The sequence below is a fragment of the Avrilella dinanensis genome (genome assembly GCF_002807015.1).
Lineage (GTDB): Bacteria > Bacteroidota > Bacteroidia > Flavobacteriales > Flavobacteriaceae > Flavobacterium > Flavobacterium dinanensis.
Genome location: NZ_NIPO01000001.1, coordinates 2,166,334 through 2,186,165, shown reverse-complemented (window position 1 = coordinate 2,186,165; position 19,832 = coordinate 2,166,334). Strand labels below are relative to the sequence as shown.

Annotated in this window: 19 protein-coding genes; 14 read left to right on the top strand and 5 right to left on the bottom strand. The window is 34.5% G+C overall.

Going from position 1 to position 19,832, the window contains the following annotated elements; genetic code table 11:
* Positions 1-31: 31 nt before the first annotated feature.
* The 12 genes from CDL10_RS10615 to CDL10_RS10560 all read left to right on the top strand — a co-directional run bounded on the left by CDL10_RS10615 (position 32) and on the right by CDL10_RS10560 (position 12,918).
* The gene (locus CDL10_RS10615) at positions 32-1,693 is read left to right on the top strand and encodes a tetratricopeptide repeat protein (protein WP_100678503.1); all 1,662 of its coding nucleotides are present in this window, start codon (positions 32-34) and stop codon (positions 1,691-1,693) included.
* A gap of 118 nt (positions 1,694-1,811) precedes the next feature.
* Positions 1,812-2,390: a 7-carboxy-7-deazaguanine synthase QueE gene (locus tag CDL10_RS10610; protein WP_100678731.1), complete on the top strand. Its 579-nt coding sequence runs from the start codon at positions 1,812-1,814 to the stop codon at positions 2,388-2,390.
* 12 nt (positions 2,391-2,402) lie between these two features.
* The gene (locus tag CDL10_RS10605; protein WP_100678502.1) at positions 2,403-2,801 is read left to right on the top strand and encodes a DUF2059 domain-containing protein; all 399 of its coding nucleotides are present in this window, start codon (positions 2,403-2,405) and stop codon (positions 2,799-2,801) included.
* A gap of 149 nt (positions 2,802-2,950) precedes the next feature.
* A complete protein-coding gene (locus CDL10_RS10600) occupies positions 2,951-4,186 on the top strand; it encodes a type IX secretion system plug protein (RefSeq protein WP_165773007.1) in 1,236 nt (411 codons plus the stop codon).
* A gap of 106 nt (positions 4,187-4,292) precedes the next feature.
* On the top strand, positions 4,293-5,921 hold the full coding sequence (pruA, locus tag CDL10_RS10595) for an L-glutamate gamma-semialdehyde dehydrogenase (protein ID WP_100678500.1): 1,629 nt from the start codon (positions 4,293-4,295) through the stop codon (positions 5,919-5,921).
* A gap of 136 nt (positions 5,922-6,057) precedes the next feature.
* Entirely contained in the window at positions 6,058-6,696 is a 639-nt protein-coding gene (locus CDL10_RS10590; RefSeq protein WP_133119487.1) for a hypothetical protein, read from the top strand.
* Positions 6,697-6,847: 151 nt separating this feature from the next.
* Complete coding sequence (locus CDL10_RS10585) at positions 6,848-7,825, top strand: GNAT family N-acetyltransferase (RefSeq protein WP_100678498.1); 978 nt, start codon at positions 6,848-6,850, stop codon at positions 7,823-7,825.
* Entirely contained in the window at positions 7,822-8,919 is a 1,098-nt protein-coding gene (locus tag CDL10_RS10580) for a DegT/DnrJ/EryC1/StrS family aminotransferase (protein ID WP_100678497.1), read from the top strand. Before CDL10_RS10585 ends, CDL10_RS10580 begins: the two co-directional genes overlap by 4 nt.
* A 42-nt stretch (positions 8,920-8,961) precedes the next feature.
* The gene (locus tag CDL10_RS10575; RefSeq protein WP_207760153.1) at positions 8,962-10,206 is read left to right on the top strand and encodes an O-antigen translocase; all 1,245 of its coding nucleotides are present in this window, start codon (positions 8,962-8,964) and stop codon (positions 10,204-10,206) included.
* Positions 10,207-10,334: 128 nt separating this feature from the next.
* Positions 10,335-11,774: an oligosaccharide flippase family protein gene (locus tag CDL10_RS10570; protein WP_100678495.1), complete on the top strand. Its 1,440-nt coding sequence runs from the start codon at positions 10,335-10,337 to the stop codon at positions 11,772-11,774.
* Positions 11,775-11,839: 65 nt separating this feature from the next.
* A complete protein-coding gene (locus CDL10_RS10565) occupies positions 11,840-12,520 on the top strand; it encodes an LbetaH domain-containing protein (protein ID WP_133119486.1) in 681 nt (226 codons plus the stop codon).
* Entirely contained in the window at positions 12,520-12,918 is a 399-nt protein-coding gene (locus CDL10_RS10560; RefSeq protein WP_100678493.1) for a sugar 3,4-ketoisomerase, read from the top strand. Before CDL10_RS10565 ends, CDL10_RS10560 begins: the two co-directional genes overlap by 1 nt.
* On the opposite strand, the gene CDL10_RS10555 is transcribed toward CDL10_RS10560, so the two are convergent.
* A complete protein-coding gene (locus tag CDL10_RS10555) occupies positions 12,908-13,807 on the bottom strand; it encodes a glycosyltransferase (RefSeq protein WP_100678492.1) in 900 nt (299 codons plus the stop codon). The genes CDL10_RS10560 and CDL10_RS10555 overlap by 11 nt on opposite strands.
* 34 nt (positions 13,808-13,841) lie before the next feature.
* Between CDL10_RS10555 and CDL10_RS10550 the strand changes: the two genes are divergently transcribed.
* Entirely contained in the window at positions 13,842-14,927 is a 1,086-nt protein-coding gene (locus tag CDL10_RS10550; RefSeq protein ID WP_100678491.1) for a glycosyltransferase, read from the top strand.
* Positions 14,900-16,009: a glycosyltransferase gene (locus CDL10_RS10545; RefSeq protein ID WP_100678490.1), complete on the top strand. Its 1,110-nt coding sequence runs from the start codon at positions 14,900-14,902 to the stop codon at positions 16,007-16,009. Before CDL10_RS10550 ends, CDL10_RS10545 begins: the two co-directional genes overlap by 28 nt.
* On the opposite strand, the gene CDL10_RS10540 is transcribed toward CDL10_RS10545, so the two are convergent.
* From CDL10_RS10540 to CDL10_RS10525, 4 genes are all read right to left on the bottom strand, one after another.
* Positions 16,006-16,905, bottom strand: a complete 900-nt coding sequence (locus tag CDL10_RS10540) for a glycosyltransferase family 2 protein (RefSeq protein ID WP_100678489.1) — start codon at positions 16,903-16,905, stop codon at positions 16,006-16,008. The two genes, CDL10_RS10545 and CDL10_RS10540, sit on opposite strands and share 4 nt — an antisense overlap.
* Positions 16,905-17,588 (bottom strand): cell division ATP-binding protein FtsE, encoded by a 684-nt coding sequence (locus tag CDL10_RS10535; RefSeq protein ID WP_100678488.1) that lies wholly within the window; start codon positions 17,586-17,588, stop codon positions 16,905-16,907. The genes CDL10_RS10540 and CDL10_RS10535 overlap by 1 nt, the downstream gene beginning before the upstream one ends.
* A gap of 78 nt (positions 17,589-17,666) precedes the next feature.
* Entirely contained in the window at positions 17,667-18,410 is a 744-nt protein-coding gene (locus CDL10_RS10530) for a shikimate dehydrogenase family protein (protein ID WP_100678487.1), read from the bottom strand.
* The gene (locus CDL10_RS10525; protein WP_100678486.1) at positions 18,403-19,824 is read right to left on the bottom strand and encodes a tetratricopeptide repeat protein; all 1,422 of its coding nucleotides are present in this window, start codon (positions 19,822-19,824) and stop codon (positions 18,403-18,405) included. Before CDL10_RS10525 ends, CDL10_RS10530 begins: the two co-directional genes overlap by 8 nt.
* Positions 19,825-19,832: the final 8 nt, after the last annotated feature.

Below are 19,832 nucleotides of genomic sequence, written 5' to 3'. Positions count from 1 at the left end.
GCTATTAACATATAAAAGTATTCAGATACGTATGAAAAAAATTACCTACACATTATTGCTTTCGGCTTTGACAGCATCATTTGCCTGGTCACAAGATATTGCCCAGGTTGAATATGACATCAAATTCAAAAAATACGACACAGCCAAAGAAGCGTTGTATAAGTTGATGCGACAAGAGCCAAAGCCTAAAGAGGGGAAATATTACTATAATATAGGTGTAGTTCATATTGAGCAAGGTTTTCCGGATTCAGCGATGATTTACCTCAAACAAGGTTTACTCGCTGTGAAAGATATTGATATCAATAATATAGCCATTGGTCGTATTGCACTGGACGAAGGTAAAGAGAAAGAAGCCAATTCCAAATTCAATGCTTCTTTGTACAAAACCAAATCCGGAGATATTGAATTTCTTTTGTTGATAGCTAAAAATTATATCGAATCCTCTAAACCGGACACAGCAAAAGCAATTGAATTTGCTAAAAGAGCTTTGGAAGTTCAGCCTAACAGCATTGATGCCCGCCTAACATTGGCTGATGCTTATTTCGCTGAAAAAAGCATTCGAAACGCATGGGCAACTTTGTTAGAAATCAAAAGATTGGACGAAAACAATGTACCTATGTTGCATTCGATGGCAAAAATCCATAAATATAACAACGAATTTCCGGAAGCTATTGAAAAGCTGGAATTAGCCATCAAGGAAAATGAAAATTACGAACCGGCTTATAAATTATTGGGCCAGGTTTATTTGGATTATGCCCGTTTTTCCGGTGACAGAACCAAGCGTGCAGAAGGTGTAAAAAACTACGCCAAATACCACGAAATGATTGGTAAGTCTTTTGATTCAGACAACGAGTACGCTCAGTTTTTGGTTCGTTCATTTGATTTTGAAACATTGCAAAAACTTACCGACCAAAACTGGCTCGAAAGAGGAGATAACTTTCCGTTGTATAAATTCAGAGGAATTGCTGAATTTGAGTTAGGAAACCGAGAAGAAGCCTTCCAGCATTTGTGGCAATACTTTGATGTACAAGACAAAACCAAATTAAGAGGAGTGGATTTGCTGTACTACGGATTGTCTGAAATCGAAAAATCGAAAAATGCAGACGGTACATACAACGACGAAATGTACAACAAAGCGATTGACAACATTGCACAAGGCGTGAGCAAAGACCCCGCTTTGGCAGAAGAATTGTATCAATATGGGTTGGAATTGTTCAATGAAGGAAAATATATGCAATCATATTTCTTATTTGATATAGGTACGCGTAATCCGAACAACCGAAATTTGGTTTACGATTCTTATTACAAAGGCACAACTTTGTATCTGCTTAGCGACGACCCGATGTTCAAAAACCAAAGACAAAAAGCGATTGAAGCATTCAATCTGGCTATCGAAGCTTCGCCGACTTCTCACGAATCGTATTTGCAAAAAGCACGTACATTGATTCTGATGTCTGGAAATACCGTAGAAGCCGACGCAGAAAAAGCGTATGAAAAATATATTGACATCATTGAAGATAAAAACCTGACCAATGTAGAAACATTGAGAGACGGAGTGATTGAAGGTGCTACATATATTGCTAATTACAACAAAGACAAAAATCCGGAAAAAGCAAAACGATATTATCAGAAAATATTGAACCTGCAACCGGAAAATCATGCTGTGAGAGAGAGGTTAAACAGTTTGAATTAGAGAAAAAGACCGGCTTTTTAGTCGGTTTTTTTTATCCGCAATTTGTGCATTATCTTTGCATTAAAATTTAAAACAGTTGAAAAAAACAAATATTGAGCAAGGATTGGCATTACCTTTGATGGAATCTTTCTATACTATTCAGGGCGAAGGGCGATATACAGGACATGCCGCCTATTTTATCCGTTTGGCAGGTTGCGACGTCGGCTGTCATTGGTGTGATGTGAAAGAAAGTTGGGACGAAAACCTGCATCCGGTTGTGCCGATTGAAAAGATGATAGAAGATGCTAACGGAAACGGAAACCTGGTTGTGATTACCGGTGGCGAACCACTGATGTGGAATCTGAACCCACTTACGGCTTTGCTAAAACAAAATAATATGCAGACCAATATCGAAACTTCGGGAGCACACCCACTGTCCGGACATTGGGACTGGATTTGTTTATCGCCGAAAAAAAATAAATTGCCCTTGCCGGAAATTTATGCAGTGGCAAACGAGCTGAAATGTATTATTTACAATAAACACGATTTTGAATTTGCCGAAGAACAAGCCCGAAAAGTGAACAAAAATGCGGTTTTGTACTTGCAGGTTGAATGGGATAAAAGAGAAAAGATGAATCCGTTGCTTATTGAATATGTAAAGAAAAATCCGAAGTGGAAAATATCCGTACAAACACATAAATATTTGGATATTCCTTAAAAAAAGAAAGCTATGAAGAAAAATGTACTTTTATTTTTATTCCTGTTCAGCGTGACCTCAGCTATGGCTCAGGCAAACAGAAACGATGTAAGAAAATTGCTGGACTTGGACGGCACAGTGCAAAAATACACCAATCTTGTGTACAGATTTGGCAAGCAATTGCCGACAGACAAAAAGAAAACTTTTATGGCAGATGCCAACAGGGTTGTTCATCAATTTGTTGAAGTACAGGTAAAAAATTATGCGGCTGAATTTACACAGAATGAAGTATTAAAGCTGATTGAGTTTTACCAATCCCCGCTGGGAAAAAAATATGTTCAAAAAAGCGTAGAAACCAACAGCAACCGGCATGCTGAATTACAGAATTTTGAAATCGAAATTCAGGGGCTTGCCATGAAATATATGATGTAAAGCAGTAAGAGTGTTTAATGTTTAAAGTTTTTTTTTGTTTAAAGTTGGATTTTCAAATTAATCAATGTTATTCAGTACTTAACTTTAAACTTTTCCAACTTTATAAACATTAAACAAACACAATATTATCAATCTAAAAATCAATGATTATGGCAAAAATATGGATTGCATTTTTCCTTCTCGCCCAAGCCGTGATGTATGCACAGCCTGTGGCAGAAAAAAGTCCGCCTTACTATATCAAATCAGTACATTTTGAAAAATCCGGTCAATCTCAGATACCGATTTTTAAGAAAAATACTAACATCACATTCCGGTTTGATGACTTGATGGCGAGCAATACCGATTATTATTACACCATTAGTTATCACAATTACGACTGGTCGCCGTCTGATTTGGTCAAAACAGAATATCTGTCCGGAATGGACGACGTACGCATCAAAAACATGCAAAATTCGTTCGGTACGTTACAAGCCTACACGCACTATGCCGTATCTCTTCCGAATGCGGATACCAAATTATCGTTGTCCGGAAATTATATGATACATATTTTAGACCAGGACAGAAATGAAATTTTCAGCAGGAAGTTTATCGTTTACGAAGAGCAAATTAACATCGGGGTGGAAATTGCCCGTCCGAGAAATCCGAAAACCAGCATTAGTAAACAAAATGTATATTTTTCATTTGATTATGGCGATGTCAATTACAACAATCCCAGGCAGAATTTCAAAATAGCGATTTTCCAGAATGGCAGATTTGATAATGTGATAAATAACATCAAACCGCAATATGTGATGGGAACGCAATTCAGATACCGTTATGAAGAAGAAACCCAGTTTTGGGCAGGAAACGAATATTGGTATTACGAAAACAGCCGTCTTACGCAAGTGAACAACATGGTCAGAAATGTAACGTCCGACACCGGTTTGTACAACAGTTTCCTCTACACATTTGAACCTCGTAATTACTATACATTTTTTGAAGATTTGGACGGAGCTTTTATCCCGAATAACAGAGACCGTACAAATCATCAGATTGAATCAGATTATGCCTGGGTTTATTTTTCTTTAAAGATAGAAGAAAAAACTGACGAGCCGATTTACATCGTCGGGCAGTTCAACAACCACGAAATCAGTGATGATTATCTGCTTGAATATAATTCTTCAACAGGATTATATGAAATAGCCCTTTTGCTCAAGCAAGGTTTTGTCAATTACCGGTTTGTTACCGCTAAAGGACAAAAAATAAATGATGAAAATTCCATTGATGGAAATTTTTATGAAACCGAAAATCTGTATCAGGTATTGCTCTATTATCGCGGAAACAACGACCGACATGATGCTGCAATTGGATACGGCGATGCGGAAAGTATAAATATCACGCAATAATTTCATTATACCTTCAAATATTCGTAAATTTGAAACCATCTTCTCGGCAAGTAAAAACCAAGAAGAAATATCATAGATTTTTAATTAAAATAAAAAGACTAAAGTTATGCCAAAAGGTTTTTTTAACGTGCCGGTAGCCCAAAACGAACCGGTAAAAACTTACGCACCGAATTCCCCGGAAAGAGAAGAAGTTCTCAAAACGTACAAAGAAATGTACAATCAGGAAGTAGATATTCCATTATATATCGGAGGAGAAGAAATCCGAACCGGAAATACCAAAAATTTATTCCCGCCGTTTGACCACCAACATCACTTGGGAGTGTATCACACTGCTGACGAAACATTGGTAAAAAAAGCTATCGACGCTGCTTTGGAAGCCAGAAAAAAATGGTCACAAATGTCGTGGGAACACAGAGCATCAATTTTCCTGAAAGCTGCCGAATTACTTGCCGGACCATACCGAGCTAAAATCAATGCAGCAACAATGATTGCTCAGGCAAAAACCGTTCATCAGGCAGAAATCGACTCTGCGTGTGAGTTTATCGACTTCCTGCGATTCAATGTACAGTACATGACCGAAATCTACAAACAACAACCGATTTCTTCTAAAGGAATCTGGAATCGTGTAGAGCAAAGACCATTGGAAGGTTTCGTTTATGCCATCACGCCGTTTAACTTTACCGCTATTTCCGGAAATCTGCCGTCTTGTGTGGCAATGATGGGTAACGTGGTGGTTTGGAAACCAGCGGCAACACAAATTTATTCTGCAAAAGTAATCGTTGAAGTATTTAAAAAAGCCGGATTGCCAGATGGTGTTATCAACGTAGTTTATGGTAATTCAGGAATGATTACTGATACCGTTTTGGCAAGCGAAGACTTTGCCGGAATCCATTTTACGGGTTCAACAAGTGTTTTCAACAGCTTCTGGTCAACTATCGGGCAAAATATCAGCAAATACAAAACCTATCCGAGAATTGTTGGGGAAACCGGCGGTAAAGATTTCGTTTGGGCACACCCAAGCTCTGACGCCAAAGAAGTTGCCACAGCATTATCCCGCGGTGCGTTTGAATACCAAGGACAAAAATGTTCGGCGGCTTCCCGTGCTTATATCCCAAAATCGTTGTGGGAAGAGGTAAAAAAATATGTAACTGACGATTTAAACTCATTCAAAATGGGGTCGCCGGAAGATATGAGCAACTTCATTTCGTCGGTAATCAGCGAATCTTCATTTGACAAATTAGCCAAAGCTATCGACGATGCAAAAGCTTCCAACGAAGCTGAAATTGTTGTGGGTGGTGGGTACGATAAATCCAAAGGTTGGTTTATTGAACCAACAGTTATCGTAACAACCAATCCTAAATACGATACTATGCAAAGAGAATTGTTTGGTCCTGTCCTGACTGTGTATGTGTATGAAGACAACCAATGGGAAGAAAGCCTGAAATTGGTGGACAGTACTTCAGAGTATGCTTTGACAGGAGCTATTTTCTCAGGTTGCCGATATGCGATAGAAACAGCTACCAAAGCATTGGAAAATGCGGCTGGTAACTTCTATATCAACGACAAACCAACCGGAGCTGTTGTGGGGCAACAACCATTTGGTGGTGCCAGAGGATCGGGTACAAACGATAAAGCCGGTTCGATGATTAACCTGTTACGTTGGGTTTCGCCAAGAACAATCAAAGAAACATTTGTTCCGGACACGGATTACAGATATCCTTTTCTTGGGGAATAATCAACCGATTTTATTACAATATAAAAACCTGATTTTAAAAATCAGGTTTTTTTTGAATTTGAAATTTTAAACCGTACAAATTTTTCTAAAGCTCAAAAAGTTTCGTATATTGAGTTATTATATCAAACTTCATCAAGTGAAAAGCACAAATAATTTCTTTTATAAAAAGTACCAGACATTATCAAATAATGAATTGGAAAAGATTGCTCAGAATAATATTAAATATGTGTCAGAGGCAAGATTAGCTGCTATTTCAATATTAAAAGAAAGAAATTATGATTCCCACATTAATAAAAAAATTGAAAATGAATTAGATATAATTGAAAATAATAAGCTTCAACAGTTAAAAGAAAAAAACAAACAAAACGAAACTATTATTTCTACTTTAGAATCGATACAACATAGAAAAACAGCTCGATATAAACTAAGTAATGGTAATGAATTACAAGTAAAAAGATTAAAAACTAACAAATATCAAATTAGAATTGAGCATTATATGAGTATAATATCTCCTGTAGTTATTTGTAAAATAAATGAAAATAACCAAATTAATTACTTTCCTTTTTTTCATACTAATTCTATTCTATTTTCCTTAATAATTTCATTTATCCTGTTAGGATATATTTGGTATGAACTTGGAACAATTTCTAATGAACTAATTTTAATCATACTAGCATTTCCAATCATTAATACGATTTTACAATTAATCTCATTCACATATAAGCACAAATTAATACTTAGCACTTTTAAGCAGGAAATACAAAAATTTAGATAAATTCATTTCTATTCAGAAAACAGCTAAATTAGTTTAACATTCAGTATATATATTTCTGCCGATTATCTAGTATAGTTTAAATTTTCAAACGCTAAAAACAGCGGGAATATTCAGATTATCATAAAAAATACAGTAAATTCGCCTAAAATAAATGATATTGGTTTTACAAATAATCAAATATTCTCCAAAGTATTACGATTCGTGGAACGAATTTGTATTGAATTCTGTAAACGGAACTTTTTTGTTTCACAGAGATTTTATGGAATATCACAGCTACCGATTTGAGGATTATTCGTTGATGGTTTTTGACAACGATAAATTAGTTGCTGTTTTTCCTGCCAATATCCATGAAAATACAGTTTATTCTCATCAGGGATTGACTTATGGCGGACTAATTGTACAAAACGGGGAGCGAACCACCAATCAGCTCAAATATTTTGAACATATTTTTGATTATCTGACCAATCAGCAGATTGCACAGTTGATTATCAAGGAAATTCCGGTTTTTTATCATCAGTATTTTAATGATATTTTGCCTTACTTGAGTTATGTAACCGAGGCTAAAATAATTAAATCGGAAATATGTAGCGCCATCGACCTGGCTGCCCCATTTCGGGTATCAAAATCTATTCTTAGAGATGCAAAAAGTGCTAAAAAAAAAGGAATTACCATAAATGAAACCGATGATTTGTCTTTTTTTTGGGAACATATATTAACTGCAAATCTGAATAAAAAATATCATACAAATCCCGTTCATACATACGATGAAATCGCTTTACTAAAACACCGTTTTCCAGACAATATCCGGTTTTATGAATTAAAACTGGACAATAAAATCATCGGAGGAACCGTTTTATTCATCAATAAAGATGTTGTTCATGTACAGTATATATCCGGTTTGAAAGATTACCGGCAATTAGGCGGACTTGATTTATTGTTCACAGAATTGATGAAGTATTTTCAAAACACAAAGAAATATTTTGATTTTGGCACTTCCAATGAAGACAACGGAAAAAAAATCAATCAGGGACTGCTCTTTTGGAAAGAAGGATTCGGGGCGAGAGTATGTACGCAGAAAACTTATTCTTTTTCATTGAAAAACAACGCCTTAGAATCTATTTATTTATGATACCTTATTTAGACCTTAATAAAATCAACAAGCCTTATGAGCAGGCTTTTTTAAAGAAAGTACAGGCGGTTTTTGATGCCAGCCGGTATATTCTCGGCGAACAATTGCTCGAATTTGAACGAACTTTTGCCAACTATTGCGGTGTCAGAAGATGCCTGGGTGTTGCTAACGGGTTAGATGCTTTGACACTGATTTTTAAGGCATATATTGAACTTGGTAAACTTCAACCCGGAGATGAAGTTATCGTTTCTTCTAACACATACATTGCCAGTATTTTATCCATCATCAACGCCGGACTGAAACCTGTTTTGGCAGATACTAATTTGTTGAATTATAATCTGACAGTAAAAAGTATTGAGGCTCATATCAACCCGAGCACCAAAGCCATTTTGATGGTTCATTTGTATGGACAAGTAACTGAAGCAAAAGCCATAAAAGTACTGGCACAAAAGCATAATCTGCTACTCGTCGAAGATGCTGCACAAGCACACGGAGCTGTTTGTGACGAAATGACGGCCGGGGCTATCGGCGATGCCGCAGGGTTTAGTTTTTATCCCGGAAAAAATCTGGGCTGCCTTGGCGACGGAGGTGCGGTTACGACCAACGATGATGATTTGGCAAATTGTATCAATGCTTTACGGAACTATGGTTCAGAAATGAAATACCACAATAAATATCAAGGAATTAATTCTCGATTAGACGAAATTCAGGCGGCATTTTTGAGTTTGAAATTACCGGATTTAGACAGAAATAATCAGGAAAGAAGGAAAATTGCCAAGCGATATTTATCTGAAATTGACAATCCGAAAATAGCTTTACCTTCCTTGGACGTGGAGGAAGCTCACGTTTTCCATGTTTTTGCCGTTCGAGTGGAAAACCGGGAAAATTTCCAGCAATTTTTGTTGGAAAACGGAATTCAAACATTGATTCACTACCCTATTGCCTCACATCTGCAAGCCGGTATGAAAGATTTTGCCAATTTACGTCTACCTCTTTCAGAATTGATTCATCAGCAAATCGTGAGTCTGCCGTGTCATCAAATGCTGACAGCCGATGAAGTTACCCGAATTATCGAAGTTATAAATGCTTATTAATTGAACATAAAAGACTACATAAAAAACAATCTGTTGCTCAAAATGACTTCGCTAAACGGTGTGGTCATGGCGAGTAAATTGGTTATATCAGTCGTTGTACAACGGCTGATTGCTGTTCATCTCGGGGAAGTAGGTGTGCATAGAATCGGGCAGTTACGCGATATGCTGAACATGGTCACGACTTTTTCGTCATTGGGTACTTTTAACGGTGTAATCAGGCACATCGCCGAAACAAAATATCAGCAAAAACAGCTTAAAAATGTACTTTCTACCTCATTTTTACTGACACTTATCGGAAGCTTTTTGGTTTTTATCGTTTTGCTTTTAGGAGCCGGTTATATCAGCGAAAGTTTGTTTGGAACGAATGAGTATGGTTGGATAATAAAAGCCATGGCAATACTGTCACCAACTATTGGTATTCAACGGTTATTTTATGCTGTCGCAAATGGATTATCGGTATACAAAAAATTAGCCTTTATTGATTTCGTCGGGTATTTATTAGCTACAGCTCTCACGGTTCTTTTATTATTCACAAATCAACTAGAAGGCGTATTTTTAGCTATTATCATCAGTCCGATATTTCAGTTAATGATACTGATTGTGTTGCTTTTTCGTTTTTTCAAAAAACGACTTCAATTTTCGTTATCAGTCGATTCTACTATTGTCAAGAGTTTTATGATATATGCAATGATGGCGTTTGTGTCCTCGATTCTGATTAACTATGTGAGTATTGATATTCGTAATATGCTAACGGACAAACTGTCTGAAAATGATTCAGGAACCTGGACGGCAATGACGAATATTTCTAAAAACTATATGCTGTTTTCGAGTGCGGTATTCACGATGTATGTGTTACCCAAATTTTCCCAAATCCATACCGCTGCTGAGTTTAAAAAAGAAACTTTTCATATTTATAAAACCTTACTGCCTATATTCGGTTTAGGCATGTTGCTATTGTATATTTTGCGGGATTGGGTTGTTGCCCTGATTTTTCCAGGATTTGACGGTGTTGCCGATTTGTTCAAATGGCAACTCATCGGCGATTTTATCAAGCTGGCGTCGATTGTTTTGTCTTATCAGTTTCTGGCAAAAAGGCTGTTCAAATATTTTATTTTTACAGAAATTCTTTCTTTGGTTATTTTTTATTTGTTAGCCAATTATTTTGTGGATATATTTGGCGTGGAAGGTGTGGTAATCGCCGATGCTTTGAGGTATTTGATATCTTTTTTTGTAACAATATTTTGTATTTTCCTCTATTTTAAACAAGAAAAAGAAAGCTCTGCTTAAAAAGGAACATTAATATTTATCTAACTTTCTCATACAGTAAAAATTTGATAATATTAAAGTATAATGTTCTGGTTTTCATCAAGGTTGAAAAATAAGGTTTATTATTAAATGAAATAAAAATATTTTAGATGAATGGCAAAAAAGAGTATAGGAATATTCTTCAAAAAACTTCAGTTTTTGGATACGTTCAATTAGTTTCTTTACTAACAGGGATTGTTCGATCCAAAATAGCAGCTTTCTGGCTAGGCACTCAAGGCGTTGGTATTTTAGGTCTTTTGAGTTCTTCCTTTTCTTTAATTATTGCTATCACAAGCTTTGGTTTACCTACAAGCATTATAAAGTTGTTATCAAAAGAAACAGATGATGAAACAATAACCCGAAAAATATATGTTATAAGTAAGATAATTTGTATTTTAGGCATTATAGGTAGTTTACTGTGTTTTATTTTTTCGAAACAACTATCCTCTTTAGCTTTCGACACGGATGATTTTACCTGGGCATTTCAGTTACTTTCAGTTTCTGTTTTTTTTAAACAGATTTTCTCTGGATATATCAGTATTTTTCAGGCAACGAACAAGCTTAAGCTTCTTGCAAATGTGAACATTATCGCTAATATTGTTGGGATACTAATTACGATCCCATTGTATTATTATTTTAGAATTAATGGTATTTTCTATAATTTTTTAATCATCACTATTGTCGAGGTCATTATCATTTATTTCGCTTTAAAATACAACAACTACGCTAAAATTAGAGTTCACAAGAAAGAAATTATTCAGGAAGCAAAACCAATACTCAGTTCGAGTATCACCTTTAGCTTCACCGGTACAATAACTCTATTGAGTATTTATTTAGTTCAAGTATATATTTCAAAAGCTGGAAATTTAGAGGAAGTGGGACTTTATGTTGCAGCTTTCACTATTTTAAATTCGTACATAGGATTAGTTTTTGTAGTGATGGGGAATGAATATTTTCCAAGAATAGCAAAAAACAATATTACCTCGATTACCTTAAACTTAAATGTAAATCAACAATTGTATATAGGCTTGCTCATTGTAATCCCTATGTTACTTTGGCTTATCACTTTAGCACCTTTGGTAATAAACATTTTGTATAGTGAAAGTTTTTCCGATAGTATCCATTTGATGAAAATTGCTAGTTTGGGCATCTTCTTTAAAGTTTTTTCTTGGACACTGGGGTATGTAATCCTAGTAAAAGCCTCAAACCGTTTTATAATATTAAATTCTACAATATTTAATCTTGCTTTTTTAGGGCTCCATGTTACAGGTTTTTATTTTTTCAGATTAACAGGAGTTGCCTATGCCTTTTCACTTTATTTCTTTATACATTTTATCGGAAATCTATTCATTACCCACCAAATGTTTAATTTCAGAATGAATAAGGAAATTATAAATTATTTAATAATTTCCGGAACCCTATTAGTGATTAATATTTTAATTTCTCTTATATTAGAAGATACTTTAATAAGTAATATTTTTAATGGGTTATCCGCATTGATTATTAGCTTATTATCTCTAAAAAAAATATTAGATATCTATAAAAAATGAGTTTTTTAAAAAAGCAATACCTCACGTATAGAATAAAATTTCAATTGTATAAAAGTATCAATTGGATGAAGACCATTTACATTAATTTAAAATTTTTTCCAATTAAAGACGCTTTGAAATTTCCGATTATTATCTTCGGTCAATGTAGTTTTACAAGCCTATCAGGAAAGTTTATTATCAATACCCCTATCAAGGCCGGTATTATTACTTTTGGTCACAGATTTGAAATTTTTAAAAAATCTGCTAAGTCAGCTGAATTATTTATGCAAGGTACTTGGGAAGTAAATGGTCCTATTCAAATCGGCTATGATTTTAAAATATATATTGAAAAAAATGCGGTTTTAGAAACCGGATATATGTGTACCATTGCTAATAACAGCAAAGTAGTCTGTTCTAATAAAATAACAATGGGAAATCATGTTAAAATTGGAGACGAGAGTCAGCTTATCGACACTAACTTTCACGATTTGTATGATTTAAGCATCAACAAGAAAGTTTTCAAAAAAGGAGAAATATTTATGGAATCTTATATTTCAACTGGTAGTCGTGTTACAATTATGAAAAATACCAAAATACCGAATTATTCCTTGATTGCTTCTAACTCTGTATGTAATAAAGATTTAACAAAATATGGTCAAAACAACTTATTTGGAGGAGTCCCTGTTAAGTTTATAAAAAATGGACTCATTCGTAATTGGAAAGAAGAAGAAAAAGATTTAGAAGACTATTTAACCATCAAATTATAATGAAAAATCAAATACTACCCTTACCTAAAATAGAAGACCCTAGAGGTAATTTATCAGTAATAGAAAGAGCTACAATTCCTTTCAAAATACAACGTGTTTATTACTTATATGATGTACCGAGTGGTGCAAAACGAGGTGGTCATGCCCATAAAAATCAAAAAGAGTTTATCATAGCAGTAGCGGGTAGTTTTGAGGTTGTTTTAAATAACGGAAACCAAGAAAGTGTTTATAATTTATTTAAACCCAACGAAGGTTTATATGTTCCAACAAATATGTGGCGAGAGTTAAGAAATTTCTCTGCTGGAGCTGTGTGCTTGGTTGTTTCCTCAGGCGAGTTTGACGAGAGTGATTACATTAGAGATTATGAGGAATTCAAAAAATATTTGACTAGTTTGTAACTTTAATCTTATATTCAGTTTTTATTTTTAATAGGAGTAACTTCATGAGTAATTTATAGTTGCATAGCTCCTTATTATGTTTTATCTCGTGATGAATTCGTTTTAACAGGGCTTTGTACTCAGATTTTTTTTCATTCATATAATATGCTTTTTTCAACACCTTGTAGGTTGTGTTATTAATTTTTAAAGCATAATCATTTTTATTTATTTTAAAAAAACTGGATTGTGAGTTCTCCACAATCCTTTTCTGAACCAAAGGTTGATCTATAAAAACAAACTTACTGGTACGAGAAAGACGTAGCCACAAATCTAAATCTTCGTAAAACAGTTCTTCATCATACCCATTTATTTTTTCAAAACAAGAACGTTTTACCATACTGCTGACAGAACACATACAGTTTCCTCCTTGAAGAATACTTTCATAGGTGGTATTCTTAATCGAAGTTTCTGTCACTTTTTTATTTTCATCAGCATGAAAAAAATAATGGAGAAATTGTCCTTTTTCACTAATAACTTCTGCATTTCCGAATACTAAAGAGGCATCCGGATTCTTCAAAAATGTATCAATCTGAATTTCTACAGCATCTTCTAATAAAACATCATCAGTTGCAAAATCAATCAGATAACTTCCTTTGGCTGTTTGAACTGCATGATTAAAAGCTTTGTTATTACCAATGTTTGTTTCATGTTTAATAAACCGAACAGCAATATTTTTGTCTTCTATCCATTTTTCAATGATTTCAACAGAATTATCCGTACTGTTGTCATCAACAATGATAATTTCAATATTTTTGTAACTTTGATTAAGCACCGAGTTTAAACTCTCAAGTACATATTGTTCATGATTATAACAAAGACAAATAATACTTACCAAAGGCGGCTGATTCATAAAAGTTTAATTTTAACAAAAATAACAAACCTGCTTGACACTTCAAAATAAATATAAAATTGCATTGATAGCCTACCGGTTAAGCGGTGGTGGTGGCGATAAGGTTATGGCTAATTTGTCTCAGTTTTTCGATTCCTGTGGAATAGAAGTATATATTATTACAGTTATAGACGAACCTGGGTATGATTACAAAGGAATTGTTTTTTCTACACAAAAACATAAAGTAAATGATGGGCTGATAGGGCGTTTTACCCGATTAAAAGCTCTATATCAATATTTTAGAAAACACAAATTTGATTATATCATTGATTTTCGATTTCGTACCAAGAATCTTCAAGAGTTATTAATCAGTAAGTTGGTTTACAATGCACCATTCTTTCTTACTGTTCACAGCTCAGATTTAACACACTATATTCCGCCTAATAAAAGCTGGGCAAATGCAATATACAACAAGGCAAAAGCTGTTGTTGTGATTACAGATTATATGCAGAAAAAAGTGAAACAACAATATGATTTCAAGCATATAAAACTTATTTATAATCCTGTAGATTTTGATTTAGTACATCAAAAAATGCTTAAATCTATTGATTTGAAAGGTAATTTCATATTGGCAGTAGGACAAATGGAAAACACCATTAAGCAATTTGATCATTTACTAAAGGCTTATGCAAATTCTGCGATAACGATTCCTTTGGTTATCTGTGGTGATGGAAAATTAATCAACCAATACAAAGAGTTAGCTAATCAATTAAATATTTCCCAAAATGTTATTTTCACCGGCTTCCAACCAAATCCATATGCTTATATGTATCGGGCTAAATTTACCGTTTTATGCAGTGCTTTTGAAGGACTTCCTAATGTACTCATTGAAAGTTTGGCATGCGGAACGCCTGTTGTCTCCTATAACTGTGTGTCTGGACCAAATGAAATTATTATCCACGAAAAAAATGGTTTATTAGTTGAAAATCAAAATATCAATGAGCTGGCGTTAGCGATGAATCGTATGTGGAATGATGATGTTTTATATGAGTATTGTAAAACAAATGCTATAACTTCTGTGAAAAAATTTGATTTAGAAACCATTGGAAATCAATGGTTGGACTTAATGCAACTATCATGATGACAATTCTTTACATAGCTACAGAAGTTACCAATTCGGGTGGCGTGAGCCGTACATTATCCAATAAAATCAATTATTTGGTTGAAGTAATGGGATATGACATACATATTTTATCTACAAACGACAATACTTTGACACCTTTTTTTGATTTTTCGTCTAAAATCACTATTCATTACTGCCCTATTCGTATAAATAATATTTTCTCTTTTTTTACATTCAGAAAGTACCTAAAATCATCAGTTAAAAATATAAATCCTGATTGGGTTGTAGTTACCGATAATGGAATAAAAGGACTTTTTATAAAAAAATGGATTCCGAAAAATATACCTTGTATTTATGAGTTACATGCAGATGCCGATTACTTTATCAATCATAGTTATAAAGGCTTAAAAAAACACATCAATCGTTTCCTGATAAACAGAAAATTACCTCTTTTTGATAAAATAGTTCTTTTAAAAGAAGATTATCTGCCTGAATTTTTTCCCAAAGAAAAACAAATGATTATTCCTAATCCTTTACCTTTTCAACCGAAAGAACATAGCAAACTTAATAACAACAGAGCGATAGCCGTCGGAAGAATTGTCCCTTTAAAAGGTTATGAGAGAATGCTCAAAGTTTGGAAAGAAGTTGTCCAAATATATAATGATTACATCTTGGATATATACGGAATCTCAACAAGAGAAATAGATATAGAAAAATTAATAAAATCATACGGTTTAGAAAACAACGTTTTTGTTCATAATCCTACAAAAAATATTAATGAAAAATATTTAAAAGCAGATTTCTTATTACACACTTCCTATTTTGAAGCTTTTCCTATGGTTTTTATTGAAGCTATGAGTTATGGTTTACCTATAATTTGTTTCCAACTCAAAAATCAGAATTTATTGACTCATAACCAAAATGCTCTGATTGCTTCTAATGAAAGAGAGTTAGCGGATTTTATTACTTTATTTATCGAAAACAGAAATTTACAGCAGGAATTAACCGAAGGAGCAATCACTAAAGCCGAAGAATATCGTATTGATAAAATTATGCAACAATGGAAAATGTTATTTGATAAGCGATTAGAAAATAACTAAACGTGGTTTAAACGAGAAAAGTATAATAAGCGGTACAGATCAAGATATTTTACTTTCGGCTTGGCAGATAGTAAATTCTTTTCTAACCATTTTTCAACACCTAAAGCTTTATTGATGAACAACATACAGTTTATCACGCCATAGTTCTTAAGTTTTTTATACATTTTGGTGATTCCGGTATCCTCCCAGTCTAATTTTTCCTCTATGATAAGCGTATGCAATGTTTGCAATGCTGTACGAACTTTTTGTAGATATTCCCAACTCGAATCTAATTTCAAATGCCAGACAGGATTATCCAAATGCATTACTTGGAATCCTTTTGCTAAAACCTCTTTACTGAAAAGCAAATCTTCATAACCGTATTGCACAATACTATCATCATAGTGAGTTTCTGAAAAAACTTTTTTGGCAAATAAAGTATTAGAACTCAAAAAAATACGCGGGTTTATCTTAGTGCGTTTCTCTGCGGTTTGCTCTTCCCTTTCAATACCATAGGTCCAGCGTAAAAGCTCATTTTCAGGTGGTTTATTTTTATAATAACTAATTCCGCCAAAGTAAATAGGAAAAGGGTTCTTTGTTGTTTGCTGTAAATAATTTAATATAAAATCGGGTTTTTTAGGCAATACATCGCTATCTAACAACAAAATCCAATCATATCTTGACGCATCAATCAAGCGGTTTCTTGTTTGAGCCAATCCTGAGTTTTGTGGCAAAATAATGTAAGAACAATTTTCTAAATCATTAATCTGATTATTTTCTTGATGAAATAATTTTGAACCATCGTCAAAAACTACAATTTCAAAAGTAAAATTTTTGATTGCAGAACATTGTCTGTGGAGTTCTTCTACTAAAGGGTAAACATTATAATTATATGTGGGAATTAAAATGGATAGCATTAAACCGTTTTTTGCACCACTTCAAATACTTTTCCTTCGTCGCATTTGAGTGTTTTGGAAGGATATTTGAGTAATAAGGCATAATCGTGTGTTGCCATTAAAATGGTTCTTCCGTTTTGATTAATTTCTTTCAGGACCTCCATAATTTCTACGCTGGTTTGCGGATCGAGGTTTCCGGTAGGCTCATCTGCCAAAATCAATTCGGGGTCGTTGAGTAAAGCACGTGCTATCGCCACGCGTTGTTGCTCGCCACCCGACACCTGATGAGGCATTTTCCGGGCGTATATATCCATGCCAACACGTTTGAGCACTTCTTCTATCCGGGCATCAATCTCAGCATTATCAGTCCAGCCGGTAGCTTTTAGAACAAAACGCAGGTTTTCGTAAATATTCCTGTCGGGCAGCAACTTAAAATCCTGAAAAACAACACCTATTTTCCGTCTGAGATATGGGATATTTTTGTCTTTCAACGTATGTAAATCAAATCCAACGATGTGTCCCTCGCCTTCCTGCAAAGGCAAATCGGCGTACAAAGTTTTCATAAAACTACTTTTCCCGGCACCGGTTTTCCCGATAAGGTAAATAAATTCCCCTTGTTTGATATCTATATTAACCTCACGAAGAATCGGCGTTTTCCCCTGATATACAGTGGTGTTATTTAGTGAAAGAACAGTATGTGACATGGGTTCATTGTTTATCTGTAAAAGTAATAACTAATTTGGTAAGTAGCAAGAATAATAATTTTGATTTTGAAAACAGGACTATTTTTCATTCCAAATCTTCCAGGATTCTTCTGCCTGAATTGCCAACATTTCATAGCCGTTTTTGATTACCGCCCCCTGCTCTTTTCCTCGCTGCAAAAAACGGGTTTCTTCCGGATTGTAAATCAAATCGTAAAGCAAATGGTTCTCATTCAAATAAGTATAAGGAATATCAGGATAATTCTCTATATCAGGAAAAGTACCTAAGGGCGTACAATTAATAATAATTGTGTGCTCTGTCATGATTTTTTCGTCCAAATCTTCATAAGACAAGGTGTTTGCTGAATGATATCTGGACACTTTGGTTATATTGATTTTCAACTTTTTCAAAGCGTAACATACCGCTTCAGAAGCTCCACCGGTTCCGAGAACCAAGGCTTTCTGATGATGTGATTTTAACAACGGCTGTAAAGAATGGTAAAAGCCAGACCAATCGGTATTGTGTCCTTTCAACTTACTGCCAGCGAGAACTTGCACCACATTAACCGCTCCGATAGCTTCAGCTTCCGGCGACAGTTGATGCAAATATGGAATAATTTGTTTTTTGTAGGGAATCGTAACATTATACCCTGAATTTTTCTGAGCAAAAACCGCTAAAACCTGGCTGATTTCTTCTATATCAAAGTTGACATAAACAGCATCATTAATACTTTCTTCTGCAAATTTCCGGCTGAAATAATTTTGGGAAAAAGAATAATCAATATTTTTTCCGATTAATCCGAAAGTCCGACAGTGGTCAGTCATTCATTCGTTTTTCATAATTAGTAATATATTGCTGTACATCAGCCCTTTTCCATACATTTGGATAAAATCTTTGCAATGCATCAATTCCTTCATCAAAATCACCCATCATTGCATTTTGCAAACGATAAACTGCTTTTTCATTTTCGCCCAACTCAAAATAAATACCCGCCAAACGATAATCAATTTCGCTATTGCTCTGGTACTTTTCTTCTGTCCAAAGCAATAAATCTGCCGCAGCGTTCAAATCGTCTTTTGCCCAAACCAAAACGTCTGCTTTGAGAAGCCAATCAATTACTCCCATAAAAACATTATCATAGTTAGCTAATTTTTCACAGGCTTTGTAGGCTTCAATTTTGTCGTTTCTATCTATAGAAATATCTCTGAGTTTCTTCCAATAGTAAGGATTATCGTCATCGAGCTCCATAGCTTCTTCGACGTACATTTTGGCTTTGTCAAGATTGCCAATCTTTATATACAAATCGATAACGGACAACCATGATTTATCAAATAAAATATCGTGTTTCAGCGAAGTGAGATAGTTTATTTCCGCTTCGCCATGCCTGTCCTGAAGTTCATTACATCTGCCGATTTTCCAGTAAATAAAAGAAGATTCATTGTCAATTTCCAATGCTTCGTTGTACACTAAAATTGCCTTATCATACTGCTCAATTTCTTCGTAAACCCTGCCTATTTCAATCAAAGCTCCGATAAAATTATCGTCAATCACATAAGCAAAATCAAATGCCTGAATAGCCTTTTGGTAATCATGTAATTCTGCATATTTTCTGCCCAAATGATACCACGCCGACTCGTTATACGGATTGTCGTCAATAAATTTTTCTAAGAAATTCACTGCTTCCTGAGGTTGTTGCAAAAAATCGTAGCAATGAACAACATTATATAAAGATGATTGATCTTCGGGGTCGAGTTTGAGACATTTAGCAAAGAAATGCTTTGCAGAACTCAATTCGTCCATATACAGATATTCCATTGCTATCAGCGAATACACATCGGCTTCGTTGTCGGTGTGCTTCAAGGCGGTATCCAACGACTTGATTGCTTGGGTGTGCAGACCTTTTTTGGAATATAAATTGGCTTCCTGAATATAAACTTCTTCGTTATTCGGGTCTAATTTTTTGAGTCTGCGGACAATCTCAAATCCTTGTTCAAATTTATTTTCAAAAACCAATAATTCTACCTTAACAAGCATCAGCCCGATAGAATCAGGGTGTTGTTCGAGTCCGAGTTTTAGTGCTTTTTTGGACAAATTGATTTTGCCATCATCTAAATAATGCAACACAATATTCTCAAACTCTTCCGAATCAAAGAAAAGAATCTTATTGGATTTCAACATCGACTCAAACTTCGACAGCGATATATTAAAATTTTCTTCTTCCTGATCAGAAAACATCATAAAACTCC